This window comes from Streptomyces sp. CA-210063 (genome assembly GCF_024612015.1).
Classification (GTDB): domain Bacteria; phylum Actinomycetota; class Actinomycetes; order Streptomycetales; family Streptomycetaceae; genus Streptomyces.
The window spans coordinates 7,851,946-7,870,955 of record NZ_CP102512.1 but is presented as its reverse complement, the minus strand read 5'-3'; the positions used below and the strand labels follow the sequence as shown (position 1 = coordinate 7,870,955).

The window sequence follows — 19,010 nt, the reverse complement described above, 5'->3', positions numbered from 1 at the left end:
AACCGTGCCGGTCCTTCCTGGAGCCGAGCCGTACCACCACGAGGGCGGGGAGGTCGGAGTTCTCCTCTGCCACGGTTTCACCGGGTCCCCGCAGTCGCTGCGCCCCTGGGCGGAGTATCTCGCCGCGCGCGGTCTGACCGTCGCGCTGCCTCTGCTGCCGGGACACGGCACCCGCTGGGAGGACCTCCGGCCGACCGGCTGGCAGGACTGGTACGCGGAGGTGGACCGCGAGCTGCGGGCCCTGCGCGAACGCTGTGCGCACGTCTTCGTGGCGGGGCTGTCCATGGGCGGCGCGCTGGCGCTGCGGCTGGCCGCCAAGCACGGCGACGCGGTCGACGGCGTCATGGTCGTCAACCCGGCCAACAAGGTGCACGGCCCGGCCGCGCACGCCCTCCCCGTGCTCCGGCACTTCGTTCCCACCACCAAGGGCATCACCAGCGACATCGCCAAAGAGGGCGTCGAGGAGCTGGGGTACAGCCATGTGCCGCTGCACGCGGCGCACTCGCTGCGCAATTTCCTCCGCCTCGTCGACGGCGAACTGCCCCAGGTCACCCAGCCGTTGCTGCTGTTGCACAGCGCGCGGGACCATGTGGTGCCGCCCGTGGACTCCGAGCGCGTCCTCGGCCGGGTGTCGTCGACGGACGTCACGGAGACCCTGCTGGAACAGAGTCACCATGTCGCGACGTTGGACCACGACGCGGACCGGATCTTCGAGGAGAGCCACAGGTTCGTCACCCGGCTCGTGACGGGGTCCGGTACGGAAAACGTGACGGACTCCGGCGCGGAACCCGTGAAGGACTCCGAGGCGAAATCCGTACAGCAGTCTGATTCGGGGTCCGCGGAGCAGACCGGTCCGGGATCCTTGGAGCAGAGGGAAGGGACGGCCACTGGTGGCTGAGCACGACTCCGAGCGTGAGCCGGAGGAGAAGGGAGCGCCCCTCGGCGAGCGCCACGGCGACTCGCGGGGCGACTCCCCGGGCGGTTCCTCGGGCGGCTCCGCAGGCACCTCCGCAGGCGGCTCCGCGGGCTCCTCGTCCGGCGGCTCGCCGGACGAGGAGCAGCACGGGGGCGAGGAGCAGCACGTGCCGTTCGACGAGGACGCCGCGTGGCGGGCGATCATCGCCGGGTTCGGGGAGGAGCCGCCGGACCCGCCGGGCGCCAAGCCGTTCAAGGCGGTGGAGGACCTGGCCCTGCTGGAGGCCGAGCCGGAGGACTCCCCCGACAAGTCCCCCGATGCCACCGCCGGCCCGGCGGCCCCGAGGCCGCTGGGCAGCTCGGTCGCGTTCGCACCGGGCGTCGGCGGGGGTCCACGCGACTACAGCGTGCCCGACCCGGTCGGCGAAGAGCTGGACAAAGGCGACAAGGGCGACAGGGACTCCGACGACGAGGACGACGAGGGCCACTTCGTGCCGCCCGAGCCGCCCCCACTGCCGGAGGCCGACGCGACCGCCAAGTTCGCCTGGCTGGGGGTGGTCGGCGGCCCGGTGCTGCTGCTGCTCGCCGTCCTGCTCGGCTGGGAGATGACCTGGTGGCTCACCACCCTCGGCATCGGCGGCTTCCTCGGCGGCTTCGCCACGCTGGTGATGCGCATGAAGAGCGACGACGAGGACGACGACGATCCGGGCCGGGGCGCGGTCGTCTGACCCCACCACCGTCCGAGGGCCCGCCCGGGAGCGTTCCGGGCGGGCCCTCGCCGTCGCCGTACGGCGGACAGGGAACTCGAGCCCGGTGTACCCGGGCACACCCTAGGACTCGGCGGGCACCCGGAGGGCGGCCAGTACCGGCAGGTGGTCCGTGGCCGCCCTCAGGTCGTGCTCGGTGACGCCGGGGTGATCGAGGGGCACGCCGCAGCCGAGGACCTCGATGCCGGGGGTGGCCAGGATCGCGTCGATGCGCTGGTGGGGGTCGGTGGGGGTGGAGGTGTACTCGCCGCCCCAGGGGGTGGTGGTCCAGCAGTCCTGGAGTTCACCGGCCAGGCGGCGGAACGTGCGGCCGTCCGGGCGTTCGTTGAGGTCGCCGCCCGCGACCGCGTGGGTCACGCCCAGTCGGGCCAGCTGGTCGAGGAGCATGCCGCCCTGCTCGTACCGCTCGTCCCTCTCCAGGGAGAGGTGGCAGGACAGGACGCCGAGGCGGGCGCGGCCGAAGCGGACCACTGCCGTGGCGAAGCCGCGTCTGTGCAGGCCGGGGGTGAGGGGCAGGAGGATGTCCTCGGTGTGTTCCACGGTGGCGCTGAGGTCGCACAGCAGCGCGGGGCCGGACGCGGTGGCGCCGCCGGAGAGGGTGACCAGGCCGGAGGCCGCGGCCAGCCTGGCGAGTTTCTTCCGCCAGCGGAAGAAGCGGGGGGCTTCCTGGATGAGGACCAGGTCGGGGGCGCAGGCGGTGATCACTCGGGCGAGGGCGTCTGTGTCGTCCCGCATGGAGCGGATGTTGTAGCTGAGGACGCGGATGGTTGCCGAACCGTCGGGGTTCGTGCGGGAGTTGGGCAGCGGCGTCATGTGGATCAATGTACGCCCAAGAGCTCGGGTGTATTTGTCCGTTTGCGAGTGCCGACGCGTTGTGGTTTCTCGCGCAGTTCCCCGCGCCCCTCAAGGGCGCGGGGTTGCCGCTGACCGGGAGTTACATGATCGGGTCGGGTTCTCTCGCCAGGTCCGCCGCGCCCACCAGGCCCGCCTCGTTGCCCAGTTGGGCGGCGATGACCTCGGCGACGGGGCGCCAGTTGCCGCCGACCAGCCAGCGCTTGTAGGACTTGCGAATGGGGTCGAGGACCAGTTCACCCTCGTCCGACAGGCCGCCGCCGACGATGAAGGCGGACGGGTCGAAGAGGGAGGCGAGGTCGGCGAGGCCGGCGCCGGCCCAGCGGGCGAGCTCGCGATAGGAGTCGACGGCGACGGGGTCGCCCTGGCGGGCGGCCATGGAGATGTGCTTGCCCTCGATGCCGTCGGGGGTGCCGTCGCCGAGGCCGAGGAGGAGCTCGGCGTTCTCCGGGGTGGCGTTGGCGCGTTGCTTGGCGTACCTCACCAGCGCGCGCCCCGACGCGTACTGCTCCCAGCAGCCCTGGGAGCCGCAGCCGCAGAGGAGCCCGTCCGGGACCATCCGGATGTGTCCGAACTCGGCGGCCACGCCGTAGTGCCCGCGGCGCAGCTTGTTGCCGATGATGATGCCGCCGCCGAGGCCGGTGCCGAGGGTGATACAGATGACGTTGCGGTGGCCCTTGCCGGCACCGAACCTGTACTCGCCCCACGCGGCCGCGTTGGCGTCGTTCTCCACGACGACCGGCAGGCCCACGCGGGCCTCGACCTTCTCCTTGAGCGGCTCGTTGCGCCAGTCGATATTGGGGGCGAAGTAGACCGTCGACCGCTGACGGTTGACATAACCGGCCGCGCCGATGCCGACACCGACGATCTCGTGTCCGGCTCGCGCGCCCTCGACGGCGGCGGCGATGGCGTCCACGATCCCGTCGGGCGTGCCCGGGGTCGGCACCTTGTGGGTCGAGAGGATGTTGCCTTCCTCGTCGACCACACCGGCCGCGATCTTGGTACCGCCGATATCGACGCCGATGGTGAGTCCCATGAATCCCTCAGTTTCGGTCGAGCCCCGCTACGGCCAACCGTACCCGAGGCCCTGCCCCGGGACTCCTGACGTCCGCCGGGCGGACGGGCTCGGCATCAGTCCAGGTCGATGCGTTCTCCGGGGCCCGGGCCGTCGCCCTTGTCGCGGCCTTCCCGGTGAGCGGTGTCCCGGTTCGTCCAGCGGCGTTCCTGGGCCTCGACGGCGGAGCGGTACGCGGCGAGCAGTTCGCCGCCGGCGGCGGCCAGATGGTCGAAGACGTCCGGGTTTCGGTCGATGACGGGTTCGACGGCGGCCTTGGCCTGCCGGACGACCTGGTTGACCATCTGCTGGGCCGCGCCCCCGGCCACCGCGCCGAGCAGCGGTGACTGCAGCCCGGACAGCTTGTCCGCGACGGTGTCGACCAGCTTCCGCAGTTCCTCGGCCGCCGAGCCCGGCGGCGGACCGTACTGCGCCCGGCGGCGGGCCTTCTCCGCGGCGAGATCCTCCTCGCACGCCGTGGCCCAGGCGTCGGCGTCGGTCGCTCGCACCCGGTCGGTCGCGCGTACCTGCTCGGCGGTCCGCGCCGCCTCGGCCGCGTCCTGGCGAGCGGCGTCGGACGTGGGGCGCTCTTCGCTCATGGCGGGCTCCTGCCTACGGTTCGTACTGTCGACGTTACCCGAACGGGCGTATGCGGTTCACCGTGTCCGGGGCCACAACTGGGGATCCGGCGCGAAACGGATCCTCAAGAAGCCGTCGCGCAGGGCCGCGCCGTCGACCGTGCAGCGGCGCAGTGCCGACGGCAGCGGAACGATACGGCGGAACTGCCCCGCCGTGACGACCAACTCGTCGCCGCGCCGGATGAGGTCCAGCTCGTCGCGTATCGCCCCGGGCAGGGGAATGTGCCACACGAGCACGCCCTCGTCACCGAGGTTGTCGGCGACGGTCCACTCGACGCGGGCGGGGGCGTCACCGATGCCGGGTACGTGGAGGGTGGTGAGGTCGTCGGCGCCGCGGGGGTCGTGGCCGAGGTGGGCGACTCGCCGTACGGGACGGTCCTGCGCGCACTGCTCCCACTCCTCCGTCGCCTTGCGCTGCTGGGCGACGAGGCCGGCGAGCCAGGTGTCGTGCGTGCTCTCGGGCAGCACCCGGTTGGCGATCAGTACATCCACGGGGAGGGCCCGCAGGGCGAGGCCGACGCCGGCGAGGCGCACATGGTCGGCACCCGTCGGCCCCGGCTCCGCGACCAGCCGCACACTCGTCCCCGGGTCCTCGACGACCGCCGCGACGGCGGCCAGCTCGACATCCCACCGGGCGGCTGTCTCGTACAGCCATTCCGAAGGCATCGGCACGCCGGCGAGCCGTCCGAGGACCGGCCGCAGCGCCCGGGCGGCCTGGCGCTCCGGCGGGAGCAGCCGCCGCAGATACCTCCGCAGCTCCTCCGGCAGACCGAGCAGCGCGAGTGCCTGCGGCGCGGGCGGCAGATCGACGACGAGCAGGTCGTACACCTCGGAGAGCGCGGCGTCGCGCAGCGCCCGCAGCAGAGCGAGCTCTTCGGCACCGGGAAGAGGGGTGAGTTCCTCGGCGTCCAACCGGCCGGCCCCCAACAGACCCATGACGGACGCCGCCCGCTCCTGGAAGGCGACGAGATCCTCCCGGAAGTCCGCCGCCGCGTCGGGCCGCCAAGCGGTGAGATTCGGTGCGACCCGGACGGGTTCCGCCCCGGTGGCCCGGCCCAGCACCGCACCCAGCCCGTCGATCCGGTCCGCGCTCAGCACAAGCGTCCGCGCGCCCTCACGGGCCGCGTCGAGCGCCGTGGCCGCCGCGACCGTCGTACGGCCGCTGCCGCCTTGCCCGGTGATCAGGATGGTGCGCATGAGGCTGAACGGTAACTCAGCCCCCGGCCCGACACCGCCGCCCCGGCACCCGGAGCCGGGGCGTGGCGACCGCCCGTGGGACGGCCCGGGTCAGCGACGGCAGCGGGGCCAGGCCCCGTCAGGGGCGCGGGGAACTGCGCGACCGGCCACGAATCACCCGCAGGCGCGACACAACGCATCCCCCGAGCCATTGGGCGCACGCTCCACCCAACCCATGGCCGCACACATCACCCGGACGGCCCACACGCCACGGCCCCAAAGAGCACCCTCCGCCAAAATAGCGAGTCGGGCGGGTGGGTGGGCAAAGCTCAGGCGCCCGCTTCGACCCGCTTCTTCAGCCCCGCCAGCGCCCGATCGATGATCACCTTCTCCGCCTTGCGCTTGATCATCCCGAGCATCGGGATCTTGACGTCCACGGTCAGCTGATACGTCACCTCGGTGACCGAGTCGCCGACCGGCTTCAGGATGTAGGACCCGTCGAGGGACCGCAGCATCTGGGACTTGACCAGCGTCCAGGAGACCTCGTTCGCCCCGGACCAGGTGTACGCCAGCGTCTGGTCGTCCTTGATCGCGCCCGCGTCCATGACGAGCCGGACCTGCTCGGCGCGGCCCTGGTCGTCGGCCTTGAGCACCTCCGCCTCCTTCACCTCGCCCGTCCAGTCCGGGTAGCGGGCGAAGTCGGCGATCACTCCCATGACGTCAGCCGCCGCAGCCTCGATCGTGATGCTCGAACTGGTGAATTCCGCCATCGCCGTGGCTCCTCCAGAGACGTTCCGGTGAGGGAGGTGGGTGCGCACGTATGTGCAGCGTGAAGGCTACCGCGCGCCCGCCGAACCCTCGCCACCCCACCTGAGGTTCACCACTCCAACGCCCACGGCTTCCCGCTCCCGGCGAAGTGCCCCACGTTCACGCACTCGGTCGCCCCGATCCGCATCCGCCGTGCCAACGGCTGATGGACATGCCCGAACAGCGAGTACCGGGGCCGCGTCCTGCGGATCGCCTCCAGCAGCGCCCGGCTCCCCCGCTCGAAACGGCGCGCGACCGTGTCGTACACCAGCTCGGGGACCTCCGGCGGGATGTGCGTGCACAGCACGTCCACCTCTCCCACCGCCTCGATCTTCGCCGCGTACTCCTCGTCGCTGATCTCGTACGGCGTCCGCATGGGGGTGCGCAGTCCGCCGCCCACGAAGCCGAAGACCCAGCCTCCGATCTCGACGCGCTCCCCGTCCAGCACGGTCGTCCCCTCCGCCGCGTACTCCGGCCAGAGCCTCGGCATATCGACATTGCCGTACGTGGCGTACGTCGGCGTGGGGAAGGCCGCGAACATCTCGGCGTACTGCTTACGGACCGCCTTCTCGATCACGGCGCCTCGGTCCTCGCCCACGCCCGCCCAGAGCCGGGCCCCGAGTTCGCTCGCCTCCTCGAAGCGGCGGGCGGTGCGCAGTTCGACGAGCCGGGTGGCGTTCTCGGCGCCGAAGAGGTCGGGGAAGATGCCGCGGGAGTGGTCGGCGTAGTCGAGGAAGAGGACCAGGTCACCGAGGCACACCAGGGCGTCGGCGCCTTCGCCCGCTCCGGCCAGATCGCGTGCGTTGCCGTGCACGTCGCTGACCACGTGAATGCGCGTCCCGCGCCTGCCGCCTGGTGTGGGTGCCATGACGATCAAGCGTAAACGTGTGCGCCATACGTGAACAGAGCGGGGCGGACCTGCGGTTACTGGCCAGTCAGTAAGTGGGGGGATTATTGTTCCCGGGAGAACCCCACATGTGTGACGCGGAGAACATCTCACCGGACCCCCCTCGCGGAGAAGCCATACCGGCGGGTAACGTCCGGGCAGTCCAGTTGTGCTCAGGTATTCAACCAGTGAGGCCGAGTGAGGCCTGAGCGCTCGCCCCCGCCTTGGACCGCACCGTCGCAGCACACACGTCAGTCGTGGCGCCGGCGCCCTATGAGGAGCAGCAGTTTTGCGCGAGTTCAGCCTTCCGGCTTTGTACGAGGTCCCGACGGACGGCAATCTGACCGACATCGTCCGTAGAAACGCCGCGCAGCATCCCGATGTCGCCGTCATCGCCCGCAAGGTGGGCGGCGCCTGGCAGGACGTCACCGCGGTTCAGTTCCTCGCCGAGGTGCGGTCGGCCGCGAAGGGGCTCATCGCCGCCGGGGTCCAGCCGGGTGACCGGGTCGCACTGATGTCCCGTACCCGATACGAGTGGACCCTGCTGGACTTCGCGATCTGGTCGGCCGGCGCGGTCACCGTGCCGGTGTACGAGACCAGCTCACCGGAGCAGGTGCAGTGGATCCTCGCCGACTCGGGCGCGACCGCCATGATCGTGGAGCTGGACGGGCACGCGGCGGCCGTCGAGTCGGTGCGCGACCGGCTGCCGGCGCTGAAGCACGTCTGGCAGATCGAGGGCGGCGGTGTGGAGGAGCTGGGGCGCCTCGGCCAGGACGTCACCGACGCGGCCGTCGAGGAGCGCGGCTCGCTGGCGAAGGCCGACGACCCGGCGACCATCGTCTACACCTCCGGCACCACCGGCCGCCCGAAGGGCTGTGTGCTCACCCACCGCAGCTTCTTCGCGGAGTGCGGCAACGTCGTGGAGCGGCTGCGGCCGCTGTTCCGTACGGGCGAGTGCTCGGTCCTGCTCTTCCTCCCGCTCGCGCACGTCTTCGGGCGGCTCGTGCAGGTCGCGCCGATGATGGCGCCGATCAAGCTGGGCACCGTACCGGACATCAAGAACCTCACCGACGAACTGGCCTCCTTCCGGCCGACGCTGATCCTCGGTGTGCCGCGGGTCTTCGAGAAGGTCTACAACTCGGCCCGGGCGAAGGCGCAGGCGGACGGCAAGGGCAAGATCTTCGACAAGGCCGCGGACACGGCGATCGCGTACAGCAGGGCGCTGGACACGGCGTCGGGGCCGGCCCTCGGGCTGAAGATCAAGCACAAGGTGTTCGACAGGCTCGTCTACAGCAAGCTGCGCGCGGTGCTCGGCGGCAAGGGCGAGTACGCGATCTCGGGCGGCGCGCCGCTGGGCGAGCGGCTGGGGCACTTCTTCCGCGGTATCGGCTTCACGGTCCTGGAGGGCTACGGCCTGACGGAGTCCTGTGCGGCGACCGCGTTCAACCCGTGGGACCGTCAGAAGATCGGTACGGTCGGGCAGCCGCTGCCGGGTTCCGTCATCCGGATCGCGGACGACGGGGAGGTGCTGCTGCACGGCGAGCACCTGTTCAAGGAGTACTGGAACAACCCGGGCGCGACCGAGGAGGCGCTGGCCGACGGCTGGTTCCACACCGGTGACATCGGCACCCTCGACGAGGACGGCTACCTCCGGATCACCGGCCGCAAGAAGGAGATCATCGTCACCGCGGGCGGCAAGAACGTCGCCCCGGCCGTGATCGAGGACCGTATCCGGGCGCACGCCCTGGTGGCGGAGTGCATGGTGGTGGGCGACGGGCGGCCCTTCGTGGGCGCGCTGATCACCATCGACGATGAGTTCCTGGGCCGTTGGGCCGCCGAGCACGGCAAGCCCGCGGGGTCCACCGCGGCGTCGCTGAGCGCGGACGCCGATCTGAACGCGGCCGTTCAGGCCGCGATCGACGACGGCAACGCCGCGGTGTCGAAGGCGGAATCGGTGCGGAAGTTCCGCATTCTGTCCTCCCAGTTCACGGAGGAGTCGGGCCACCTGACGCCGTCCCTGAAGCTCAAGCGCAATGTGGTGGCGAAGGACTACGCGGACGAGATCGAGGCGATCTACCAGAAGTAGCGGCTTGCGCAGGCCGGTTGGCTCATGGCGCGGTGTCCTCAGCGAGGACCCGCGCCATCGTGCGTTCGGCGAGCGCGGTGATCGTGACGAACGGGTTCACCCCGATCGAGCCGGGCACCAGCGAGCCGTCGGTGACGTACAGCTTCGAATACCCCTTCACCCTCCCGTAGTTGTCGGTCGCCTTGCCCAGCACACAGCCGCCCAGCGGGTGGTACGTGAAGTCGTCGGCGAACACCTTGTTGGACGAGCCGAACAGGTCGTACCGGTAGATCGTGGAGTTGGCCGAGTTGATCCGGTCGAAGAGCTTCTTGGCCATGGAGACGGAGACCGCGCTCTGGGCGGCGCTCCAGCCGAGTTTCGCCGAGTCGCTCGCGGCGTCGTAGGTGAAGGACGCGCGCTGCGGGTTCTTGGTGATCGCCAGATAGAGGCTGACCCAGTGTTCGAGGCCCGTGGGCAGCGGGGCGATCTCGGCGAAGACGGGGTTGGAGGTGTTGGCCCAGTCGTCGATGCCCAGGACCGGCATGGTCGACTGGTTCTCTCCGACCGTGTCCCAGAGATGGTTGGCCCGGCCGAGCATCACATTGCCGTTGGTGCCCCAGCCCGCGCCGACACTGGCGTCCAGTGCGGGAAGCGTGCCCCTCGCCCGTGCCCGGACGAGGAGTTCGGTGGTGCCGACGCTGCCGGCGCCGAGGAACAGGTAGGTGGAGCCGTACTCCTTGGTCTCGACGACCGCGCCCGTGTCGTCGATGCGGTCGACGGTGACGACGTACGTGCCGTCGCCCAGCCGGCGGATGCCCTTGGCCCGTTCCATGGTGTGGATGGTGACGTTGCCGGTGCCGAGGGCGGCGGCGAGGTACGTCTTGTCGAGGCTGCGTTTGCCGTGGTTGTTGCCGTAGATGACCTCGCCGGCGAGCGCCGACCTGGTCGCGGTGCCGGCCGCCTCGCGCTCCATGTGCGCGAAGTCGTAGACGCTGGGCACGAAGGTGGTCCTGAGGCCGGCCTTCTCGGCGTGGGCCCGGGAGATCCGGCTGAAGCGGTACCACTCCGTGGACTCGAACCACGCGGGGTCGATCGTGTTGACACCGAGCATGGCGCGGGCGCGCGGGAAGTACGTGGCGTACATCTCGGTGGTGTCGACGGTCGGGAACTGCTCGGCGAAGTACGACTGGAGGGGGGTGACGGCCATGCTGCCGTTGACCAGTGAGCCGCCGCCGACGCCGCGGCCCAGGAAGACCGACATGTTGGCGTAGCGGACCCGGTCCAGTACGCCGGGGTAGGGGCTGATGTCCTGGTTGACGACGTCCAGCCAGAGGAAGGTGGCGAGCGGGGCCTCGGTCCGGGTCTTGAACCACATGGACCGCTGGTCCGGCTCCCGGGTCGAGCAGAAGACCTTGCCGTCGGAGCCGGGGGTGGTCCAGGCCTTGCCCATCTCCAGGACGACTGTGCGGATGCCGGCCTGGCCGAGCCGGAGGGCGGCCACGGCGGCGCCGTAGCCCGAACCGATCACGATCGCCGGGGCGTTATCGACGGCGGCGGGTTCGACGGCCTGCGCGGACTCGATGCCGATACGGGTGAGTCCCACCGCGGCCGCCGTCTGGAGGGCGGCCATACCGAGGATGCGGCGGCGGGTCAATAATCTGTGCGTGTTTGTTGACATGCACACAGAGTCTCCGGATTGTGCGCTTCCAGCCAGGGGGCTCCGCCGAGTTGGGGACGCCTATGGGGGTGCCCGGTGCTCTTGATGGGCGGGTGCGGGTTGATTCGTGGCTGGTCGCGCAGTTCCCCGCGCCCCTTGTGGGGCTACAGGAGGGATTTCAAAGTTTCCGCCAAGAGGTCCCAGCGCCATTTCTCCTCCACCCACTCCCGCCCCCTCTCCCCCATCCGTGCCCGCAGCTCCGGGTCGCCGAGCAGGGTGACGATGCGGTCCGCGGCCTCCGCCGGGGAGCCGCCGCGGACGACCCAGCCGGTCTCGCCGTCGAGGACGGCGTCGGGGGCGCCGCCGGAGTCGCCCGCGACGACGGGCAGTCCGGTCGCGGAGGCCTCCAGGTAGACGATCCCGAGCCCCTCGACGTCCAGGCCGCCCCGGCGCGTACGGCACGGCATGGCGAAGACGTCACCCGCGCCGTAGTGGGCGGGCAGCTCGGACCACGGGACGGCCCCGGTGAAGCGGACGGATCCGGCGACGCCGGTCTCGTGGGCGAGGCGCCGCAGTTCCTTCTCGTACGGTCCGCCGCCGACGACCAGCAGCACCGCGTCCGGCTCCTTGGCCAGGATGCCGGGCATCGCCCGGATCAGCGTGTCCTGCCCCTTGCGCGGCACGAGCCGGGAGACGCAGACGACGACGGGCCGGTCGGTGAGCCCGAGCCGGGCGCGGACCTCGGCGCCGCCGGAGCCCGGGTGGAAGGTCTTCTCGTCGACGCCGGGCGGCAGCTGGACCATGCGCCCGGCGGCCTCCGGGGTCAGCGCGCCGGCGATCCGGGAGCGCGTGTACTCGCCGAGGTAGGTGATCGTGTCCGTGCCCTCGCCGATCCGCCGCAGCAGCTGCCGGGCGGCGGGCAGCTGGGCCCAGCCGGCCTCGTGGCCGTGTGTGGTGGCCACCAGGCGCCGGGCGCCGGCCCCGCGCAGTGCGGGGGCCATCAGGCCCAGCGGGGCGGCCGCGCCGAACCACACCGACGTACAGCCGTGCTCCCGCAGCAACGAGACCGCGCGGCGGGTGACGCCGGGCGTCGGCAGCAGCATGGTCGTGCGGTCGCGCACGACGGTGAAGGGCTGCTCGGCGTCGAAGGCGGCCGTCGCCTCGACGCCCTCCCGGCTCCGCTTCCACGTCGAGGCGTAGACGACGACCCGCTCAGGGTCCAGCCGCAACGCCATGTTGTGCAGAAACGCCTGGATACCACCGGGCCGGGGCGGAAAGTCGTTGGTCACGATCAGGGTCTTGTGCATCGCCGCCGACCCTACCGAACCGGGGCCGGCCCGCCGCCCCCAGGCGCATCCACACCGGGCCCGGCCATGCTTCACTGCCGCTTCACAGGGCGACGGGGGATCATGTCTCTCACAGACGCGGAACACGGCGCGGACGAACACAGGCGAACCCAGACGAACGCAGACGGACAGGGACTCACGTGGCTCAGGTGGACATGACGGGCACTCGGCGGCTCCCGTTCGGGCTGCTCACGGCCTGGGGCGCGACCCGGCTGCTCCTGCTGCTGTTCGTCTTCAAGGTGTACGTGTTCCCGGGCCCGGACGTCACCAGCGACGTCTCGGTGATCTACCAGGGCTGGTACGAGATCCTGCGCACAGGAACGTATCCCCTGGACGACGTCACCTGGCAGTACCCGCCCGCCGCCGCCCTCGCGATCCTCTCCCCCGCGCTGCTGCCCTTCCTGGACTACGCGTCGGCGTTCTTCGTCCTCGCCTTCCTCGCCGACCTGGCGGTGCTCACGCTGCTCCTGTACGCGGGCAACCGGCCCGGCAAGACGTGGCGCGGCGCCTGGGTGTGGGTGGCGGGCCTGCCGCTGCTCGGCCCGACCGCGTACGCCCGGTACGACGTGATGGTGACGGCGGTGGCGGTCGCGGCCCTCCTCGCCGGCAGCCGCCATCCCCGCGCGATGGGGGCGCTGACGGCCTTCGCGGCCCTGCTGAAGGTGTGGCCCGCTCTCCTGCTGCTGGGCGCCCGGAAGCGCACGGCGTGGGCCTGGGCGGCGGGCACCGGCCTCGCGCTGGTCGCCCTGTTCGCCGTCTCCATGCCCGGCGCCTTCGCCTTCCTGACCTTCCAGCGTGACCGGGGCACCGAGGTGGAGTCGCTGGGCGCCCTCGTCTTCCATGTGGCCCGGCAGTTCGGCTGGAACGGCGAGGTGCTGCTCAACTACGGCTCGGTGGAGTTCCTCGGCGACCACGTCGACACCGTCAGCGACGCGGCCCTGCTGCTCAGCGGGGTGGCCTTCGCCTGGCTGCTGCTGTGGCGGGTGCGGGCCCGGCGGTTCGCGCCGCACACCCTCGCGGACGCGGCGTTCGTGGCGGTGCTGATGTTCACGGCCACCAGCCGGGTGATCAGCCCGCAGTACATGGTGTGGCTGGTCGGCCTCGCCGCCGTCTGCCTCTGCTTCCGGGCGAGCCGTATGGGCCTGCCGGCGGTCATGGTCCTGGTCGCGTCCTTCGTGACCGTCCTGGAGTTCCCGATCTGGTTCTCCCATGTGGTGGTCAGCGACGGCCTGGGCGTCACCCTCCTCTTCCTCCGCAACGGCCTGCTCGTCCTCGCCGCCCTGCTCGCCGCCTTCGAGCTGTGGCAGGACACGGTCCCCCGGCCCGCCCCGACCCCGCTGCCGGATCAGCCGGTCCGCGCCAAGGAGCCGCTGGGTTCCTGAGGCGAGTGCAGGCCGTGAGTGGTTGCTCGCGCCCGTAAGGGGCGCGAGCAACTGCGCGACAAGCCCCCACGAGGCCGCAGCCGACGAACGACCCGGGGGGTCTGGGGGCACAGCCCCCAGCTGGTGGATGGGACGGGTAGGGACGGCGGGGACGAGAAAACCGCCAGCCGTCCGCCCGGTCAGCCGAGCTGAGCCCGCACGTACTCCCGCCACTGCTCGGTGAACGCGTCGACGGTCGTCCCCAGGACCTCCTTCAAGGCACCCTCCACCGCCCCCTCCCGCTTCCCGTGCTCTCCGACGGCCCGGTAGAACTCGTTCAGGCGGACCTCGCCCCAGCGGTCGGCGATCATGCGGCAGGCCAGCCAGCCGCCCTCGTAGGCCAGGGCGAGCTCGCCGGAGTCGTCGGAGAAGCCGAAGTCGGCGTCCTCGGGCAGTGCGGCCGGGAGCTGTCCCTCCGCGACGGCGCGTCGCAGCTCGGGTGCCACCTCGGGCGCCGTACGGCCGGTCCCCCGGTAGCCGACCCAGTCGGCATAGCCCTCGGAGAGCCACAGGGGCGTGGCGGCGTTGGTGTGGGCGCGGGTGGCGACGTGGGTCGTCTCATGGGTGAGGACGGTCTGCCGGCCGAAGCCGCCGAGGACGGCGTACGCGTCGGGGTTGATGACGATCCGGTCGGCGGGCGCCTTCGCCGACCCGCCCGCTTCCCCGGTGGTGACCGCCGCGATCCCCCGGTACCCGGACGCGGGAGCCCCCAGCAGCCCCGCCATCTCCTCCAGCGACTCCGGTACGAGGACGACGACCCGCCGGGCCCAGTCCTCGCCCCACGCCTCGGTCACGGCGGGCACGGCCCGGTCCGCCAGCCCCGCGTACTCCCGAAGAGCCGCCGCCGAGCGCCCGACCCCCAGCACGAGACTCCGCTCCCCACGGACGGCCCGTATCGCGCCCTGCTCCCACAGCTGTTCGGTGCCCTTCTCCGAGGGTTCGTCGGCGGCGACCTGCCACGCGCCGTCGTCGTCCCGGACGAGGGTCAGCGTCCGTACGGCGGTGACGGGCGCCTTGTCGTAGCCGCGTATCCGGTAGCGCAGGGCGGCCTCGGCGGTGGCCCGGTCGCCGGAGCGGTGGAAGCCGGTGAGGTCGTACGACCAGGAGGCCAGCGGCAGGCCGCGGAGGTTGGCGAACTCGGCCGCCCCGGTGGCCAGTTGGGCGGTCGCCGCACCCGTCGTCGCCTCGGTGGAGCGGTACGCCGTCTCGTCCCGCTCCAGGACCGCCGTAGCCCGTCGGCCGAGCATCCGCTCGACGTCGGCGCGGGCGGAGTCGGGGGCCGCGCCGCCGCAGCCGACGAGGAGGGCGAGCCCGAGACAGACTCCCGCCGCTCCCGGGAACACGCGTCTTCTGCCGGCCACGGTCCCGATCGTACGGCGGCACCGCCGAAGCGGCGTACGGCGGTCAGGGGCGGGTGACCGAGGCGATCGGCATCATGCCGACGGGGTCGTAGCGGACGGGGGCACCGGGGTAGGGGGCGTGGATGACCTGGCCGTTGCCGACGTACATGCCGACATGGCTGGCGTCGGACCGGTAGGTGACCAGGTCGCCGGGCTGGGCCTGGGAGAGGGGGACCTGGGTGCCGGCGTACCGCTGGGCCTGCGAGGTGCGCGGGAGGCCGACGCCGGCCTGTCCGTACGACCAGACCATGAGGCCGGAGCAGTCGAAGCCGTCGGGGCCGGTGGAGCCCCAGATGTACGGCTTGCCGAGCGCGGAGCGGGCGGCGGCGACGGCGGCCGCCGCGCGGCCGCCCGGAGCCACGGCACCGGAGAGGTCGGGCATGTCGGTGCGGCCGGACCCGCCGGAGCGGGAGGCGCGGTCGTACGCGGCGCGCTCCTCGTCCGGGAGGGAGTTGAGCAGTTGCCGGGCCTTGGCGAGCTTCCGCTCGACGGTCCGCTTGTGCCGGGCGACGGCCTTGCGGCTCTTCTCCAGCTCGGCGAGCTTGCCGGTGGCCTCCTGGCGGTTCTGGGAGAGGTCGCGCATGGCCTGCTGAAGATCGTGCAGTTCGCCCGCCTGGTGGGCGCTGATGCGGTCCAGTGCGGCGGCCGTGTCGAGGTAGTCGTCCGGGTCGTCGGAGAACAGCAGGGTGATCGACGGGTCGATGGCGCCGGAGCGGTACTGGGCGCCGGCGAGCGAACCCAGCGACTCCCGCATGGCGTTGATGCGGTCCTGCTGCCGGGCGATCGAGTCCTGCGCGGTGCCGACCTGGTCGCGCAGCTTTCCGGCGCGCTCGTCGGCCTTGTTGTACGCCTCGGTGGCCTGCTCGGCCTCCTCGTACAGCCGGTCCACCTCGGCCCGGGTGGTGGTGTTGTCGTGCGGCGCTGCGGCGGCCGGCTGGACGGGAATGGCGCCGAGGGCGGCGGCCGCGGCGGACAGCACACCGAGGGCGGCGGCCGCGCCCCGGTCGAACCCGGACGGTACAAGGCGACTGTGGGACACCACGGGAAGCCGCACTCCCTTCGACGGCGGACAGGACCCTTCCCCGGGGCCGTGGCGGCGGCCCCGGTTCGGGGCGCCCTCACGGCGAGTGAGGGAAGCGCGGCCGACAGTAGCCGCGTGACCGTGTCACAGCCAAAGACCTCCGCGGACACACTGCGTGACGCCCGGCCCGGGACCCAGGTCACCAGCGGGGGAAGGCGTCAGCACGAGGTGCGGGAATTCGCCCGTTCGGGCGGCTCTGTGTCCTGATCTTGAAGAAGGAAAAGGCCGACTGTCACGGTGTGTGATCAGTCGGCCTTGTTCAAGCCACCTCGGGTGTCAGATCCGGACACCGAACTGGAAGGTGCCGATGGTGCTCATCGACTCGTAGCGGACGACCTTGCCCGGGTACGGGGCGTGGATGACGGTGCCGTTGCCCGCGTAGAGGCCGACGTGCCCCAGGTCGTTGAAGAAGACGAGGTCGCCCGGCATGAGCTGGTCGCGGCCGATCCGGGTACCGTCGTTCGCCTGCGTGTACGTGGTCCGGGTGATCGACACACCGGCCTGGGCGTAGGCCCACTGGGTCAGCCCGGAGCAGTCGTAGGAGTTGGGGCCGCTGCCCCCGGAGACATAGGGCTTGCCCTGCTGGCTGGCGGCGGCGGCGAGGGCGGCGGCGCCACGCTCCGAGGCCGGCACCTCGTCGCCGAGGTCGACGCGGTCCCCGGCGTCGCGGCTGGCGCGCGTCTCCTGATCGTCCAGAGCGGCCTTCTCCTCGGCCGTCAGGGTGTTGAGGAGCTTCTGCGCCGCGGCCAGCTTGCTCTGGACTTCCTTCTTCTTCTTGGCCAGGGTCTCGCGGGTCTCGGCGAGGTCCTCCAGCTTCTCGGAGGCTTCCTCGCGCTGCTGTGCGAGCGTGCGCTGCTTCTCCTGGATCTTCTTCAGCGACTCGACCTGCTGGCTGGTCAGCTGGTCGAGCGTGGCGGCCTTGTCCAGGTAGTCGTCCGGGTCGGCGGAGAGGAAGAGCTGGATCGAGGAGTCGATGCCGCCCGAGCGGTACTGGGCGCTGGCCGCCAGGCCTATGCCCTCACGCAGCTCGTTGAGGTCTTCCTGACCCCGGGCGACGTTGTCCTGGATCGTGGAGATCTCCTTCTCGAGCTTCTCCTGCTTCTCCTCGGCCCCGTTGAGCTTGTCGGTGGCCCGCCCGGCGTCCTCGTAGAGCTTGTGAACCTTGGCCTTGACCTCGTCCTTGCTCGGCTTCTCAGCAGGCGCGGCGTTGGCGGCCTGCGAGGTCAGGGCCACGGCAGCGGCGGCGGCAGTGGTGAGCACGGTCACACGCGCACGGCTCGGCTGCTTCGGTCGACGGTGGGACGCCACGGTAGGTGAACTCCTTCATGTGAGCGACCGGCCGGCGAGGACTCCGGCGACGATCACCCGTTCAGAGGTTTGAGCCCAGACCCTAGTGACCCAGTGGTGATCACTTCAAATCCCCCACAGGAAAAATCCCGTCCCACGGCGCACAATTTACACTCAACGCACAGGTAGTAATGCTCGGTTGACGCTACGTCGCGCACCAGATCCGCCAATTCGGGCATAGCGCCTGTACGTTGCGGTTGGGGCAGACGAGACTGAAGCGTCAGGAAAGCCGCTTGAGGAGCACCGCGGAAGCCACCGGCCTGGCACCCGCCTTGGCGATCCCGTCGGCCACCTCTCGGTCGGTGGAGGCGACGATGACCGGCCGCCCGGGCGGCTCGGCGCGCACCAGCTGACGGATCAACTCGTCGGCGGTGACACCGGGCTTGGAGAACAGCACCCGCACCCCGCGCGGCGGCGCGAGCAGCACCGGCGCGGCCAGCTCGGCCCCGTCGAAGACACAGGTCACCTCGGCGCCGGTCTGCGCGGCGAGCTGCGAGAGCTGCCCCAGGAGCCTGAGTCGCTGCTTCTCCAGCGGCATCTGCGGATAGCCGGTCTTGGTGACGTTGTAGCCGTCGACGACAAGATGCGCCTGCGGCAGCGCCAGCAACTGGTCGAGGATCGCGGGGTCGTTCTCGGACAGCGCGCGGGCGGCGATGTCCTTCGGGGTCATCCGCCCCGGCTCCACCGCGTCGACCGTCTCGGCGGGCCGTACGGAGACCGGCGGCAGCGCCAGTTCCCGCCGGAGCCCCTGGGCCGCGTCCAGCACGGTGTCCAGCAGCAGCCGTACACGCATGTCCTCGACGCTGCGTCCCTCGCGGGCCGCCCGCCGGGCGGCCTCCAGGGCCGCCTCCGACTCGCCGAGCCGGGCCTTGAGCCGCCGGGACTCGCTCTCGGCGGCGGACACCGCGGCGTGCCCCTCGGAGCGTACGGTCTCCATCTCGGCGTGCAGCTTGCGCAGGGCGGCCTCGCCGCGCTTGACGTCGCTGAGGGCGGCCCGGAGCTTGCGGTGCAGGGAGTCGGCGTCCTTCTTCACCGACTCCAGCTCCGCGCGGAGCCGTTCCGTCTCGGTCTTGGTGTGGCCGCGGGCTTCGGCGAGCTGCTCGCGCAGCCGCTCCAGTTCGGCCCGGCTCTCCTCGTCGGCGCGCTCGGCGTGCGCCCGCAGGGCCTCCTCACCGGCGGCGGTGACCAGCTTCACCCAGCCCGTGGGGCGCAGGACATAGGCCGCGGCCGCCACGTCCAGCGGGTCCGCGGCCGGGGGCGGCGCGCCCGTGTCGAGGGCGCCGGACAGCTCGGGGTGGGCCTCCCGGAACCGTTCCCCGATCCGCTGTCTGAAAAGCGTGTCGGTCTCCACGGCGGCGGCCATCGCGTTGCCCGCGAACTTCACGCGGCGATTCGGGGTGAACCGGGCGTACTGCCTGAGCTGTGCGGGCAGTTCGGCGACGGTCAGTCCGCCGAAGCCGTCCGAGACGATCTGCACGACGCGTTTGCGGACGCCCTCGGGCAGCGGACGGTCGAGCACCTCAGCGGCGCCGTCGCCCGGCTCCCCGCCTGTGGTCTCCACCATCCGTCACCCCAATGTCTGTGCGGGTCCCGCTCCC

The 19,010-nt window shown here is 71.5% G+C and carries 16 protein-coding genes; 4 read left to right on the top strand and 12 right to left on the bottom strand.

What is annotated here, in order from left to right; all coding sequences use genetic code 11:
- The first annotated feature begins 4 nt into the window (after positions 1–4).
- Together JIX56_RS34355 and JIX56_RS34350 are read left to right on the top strand one after the other, a co-directional pair.
- Positions 5–898: an alpha/beta hydrolase gene (locus tag JIX56_RS34355; protein ID WP_257546376.1), complete on the top strand. Its 894-nt coding sequence runs from the start codon at positions 5–7 to the stop codon at positions 896–898.
- Positions 891–1,643 carry a hypothetical protein gene (locus JIX56_RS34350; RefSeq protein ID WP_443031929.1) on the top strand — a complete coding sequence of 251 codons (753 nt, stop codon included), beginning with the start codon at positions 891–893 and terminating at the stop codon, positions 1,641–1,643. The genes JIX56_RS34355 and JIX56_RS34350 overlap by 8 nt, the downstream gene beginning before the upstream one ends.
- 102 nt (positions 1,644–1,745) lie before the next feature.
- On the opposite strand, the gene JIX56_RS34345 is transcribed toward JIX56_RS34350, so the two are convergent.
- The 6 genes from JIX56_RS34345 to JIX56_RS34320 form a co-directional block, all read right to left on the bottom strand.
- Entirely contained in the window at positions 1,746–2,495 is a 750-nt protein-coding gene (locus JIX56_RS34345; protein WP_257546375.1) for an endonuclease/exonuclease/phosphatase family protein, read from the bottom strand.
- Between the two features lie 121 nt (positions 2,496–2,616).
- Positions 2,617–3,570: an ROK family glucokinase gene (locus JIX56_RS34340; protein WP_257546374.1), complete on the bottom strand. Its 954-nt coding sequence runs from the start codon at positions 3,568–3,570 to the stop codon at positions 2,617–2,619.
- A 95-nt stretch (positions 3,571–3,665) separates the two neighbouring features.
- Positions 3,666–4,187 carry a DUF5304 domain-containing protein gene (locus tag JIX56_RS34335; RefSeq protein ID WP_257546373.1) on the bottom strand — a complete coding sequence of 174 codons (522 nt, stop codon included), beginning with the start codon at positions 4,185–4,187 and terminating at the stop codon, positions 3,666–3,668.
- Positions 4,188–4,244: 57 nt separating this feature from the next.
- Positions 4,245–5,423 carry an ArsA family ATPase gene (locus JIX56_RS34330; protein ID WP_257546372.1) on the bottom strand — a complete coding sequence of 393 codons (1,179 nt, stop codon included), beginning with the start codon at positions 5,421–5,423 and terminating at the stop codon, positions 4,245–4,247.
- A 308-nt stretch (positions 5,424–5,731) separates the two neighbouring features.
- Positions 5,732–6,172: an SRPBCC family protein gene (locus JIX56_RS34325; protein WP_257546370.1), complete on the bottom strand. Its 441-nt coding sequence runs from the start codon at positions 6,170–6,172 to the stop codon at positions 5,732–5,734.
- Between the two features lie 107 nt (positions 6,173–6,279).
- Entirely contained in the window at positions 6,280–7,077 is a 798-nt protein-coding gene (locus JIX56_RS34320) for a metallophosphoesterase family protein (protein ID WP_257546368.1), read from the bottom strand.
- 307 nt (positions 7,078–7,384) lie between these two features.
- Here JIX56_RS34320 and JIX56_RS34315 point away from each other — a divergent pair, with 307 nt between their 5' ends.
- Positions 7,385–9,181 (top strand): AMP-dependent synthetase/ligase, encoded by a 1,797-nt coding sequence (locus JIX56_RS34315; protein ID WP_257546367.1) that lies wholly within the window; start codon positions 7,385–7,387, stop codon positions 9,179–9,181.
- Positions 9,182–9,203: 22 nt separating this feature from the next.
- On the opposite strand, the gene JIX56_RS34310 is transcribed toward JIX56_RS34315, so the two are convergent.
- Complete coding sequence (locus JIX56_RS34310; protein ID WP_257546366.1) at positions 9,204–10,790, bottom strand: GMC oxidoreductase; 1,587 nt, start codon at positions 10,788–10,790, stop codon at positions 9,204–9,206.
- A 191-nt stretch (positions 10,791–10,981) separates the two neighbouring features.
- A complete protein-coding gene (locus JIX56_RS34305) occupies positions 10,982–12,124 on the bottom strand; it encodes a glycosyltransferase family 4 protein (protein ID WP_257546365.1) in 1,143 nt (380 codons plus the stop codon).
- A gap of 194 nt (positions 12,125–12,318) precedes the next feature.
- Here JIX56_RS34305 and JIX56_RS34300 point away from each other — a divergent pair, with 194 nt between their 5' ends.
- Positions 12,319–13,545: a glycosyltransferase family 87 protein gene (locus tag JIX56_RS34300; RefSeq protein ID WP_257546364.1), complete on the top strand. Its 1,227-nt coding sequence runs from the start codon at positions 12,319–12,321 to the stop codon at positions 13,543–13,545.
- Positions 13,546–13,724: 179 nt separating this feature from the next.
- Here the strand turns inward: JIX56_RS34300 and JIX56_RS34295 are convergent, their stop codons facing one another.
- The 4 genes from JIX56_RS34295 to JIX56_RS34280 all read right to left on the bottom strand — a co-directional run bounded on the left by JIX56_RS34295 (position 13,725) and on the right by JIX56_RS34280 (position 18,976).
- The gene (locus JIX56_RS34295; protein WP_257546363.1) at positions 13,725–14,945 is read right to left on the bottom strand and encodes a basic secretory family protein; all 1,221 of its coding nucleotides are present in this window, start codon (positions 14,943–14,945) and stop codon (positions 13,725–13,727) included.
- A gap of 43 nt (positions 14,946–14,988) precedes the next feature.
- Positions 14,989–16,026, bottom strand: coding sequence for a C40 family peptidase (locus tag JIX56_RS34290; protein WP_257546362.1), 1,038 nt, complete (start codon positions 16,024–16,026; stop codon positions 14,989–14,991).
- Positions 16,027–16,341: 315 nt separating this feature from the next.
- Positions 16,342–17,373, bottom strand: coding sequence for a C40 family peptidase (locus JIX56_RS34285; RefSeq protein ID WP_257546361.1), 1,032 nt, complete (start codon positions 17,371–17,373; stop codon positions 16,342–16,344).
- 259 nt (positions 17,374–17,632) lie between these two features.
- Positions 17,633–18,976: an NYN domain-containing protein gene (locus tag JIX56_RS34280; protein ID WP_257546360.1), complete on the bottom strand. Its 1,344-nt coding sequence runs from the start codon at positions 18,974–18,976 to the stop codon at positions 17,633–17,635.
- Positions 18,977–19,010 lie beyond the last annotated feature (34 nt).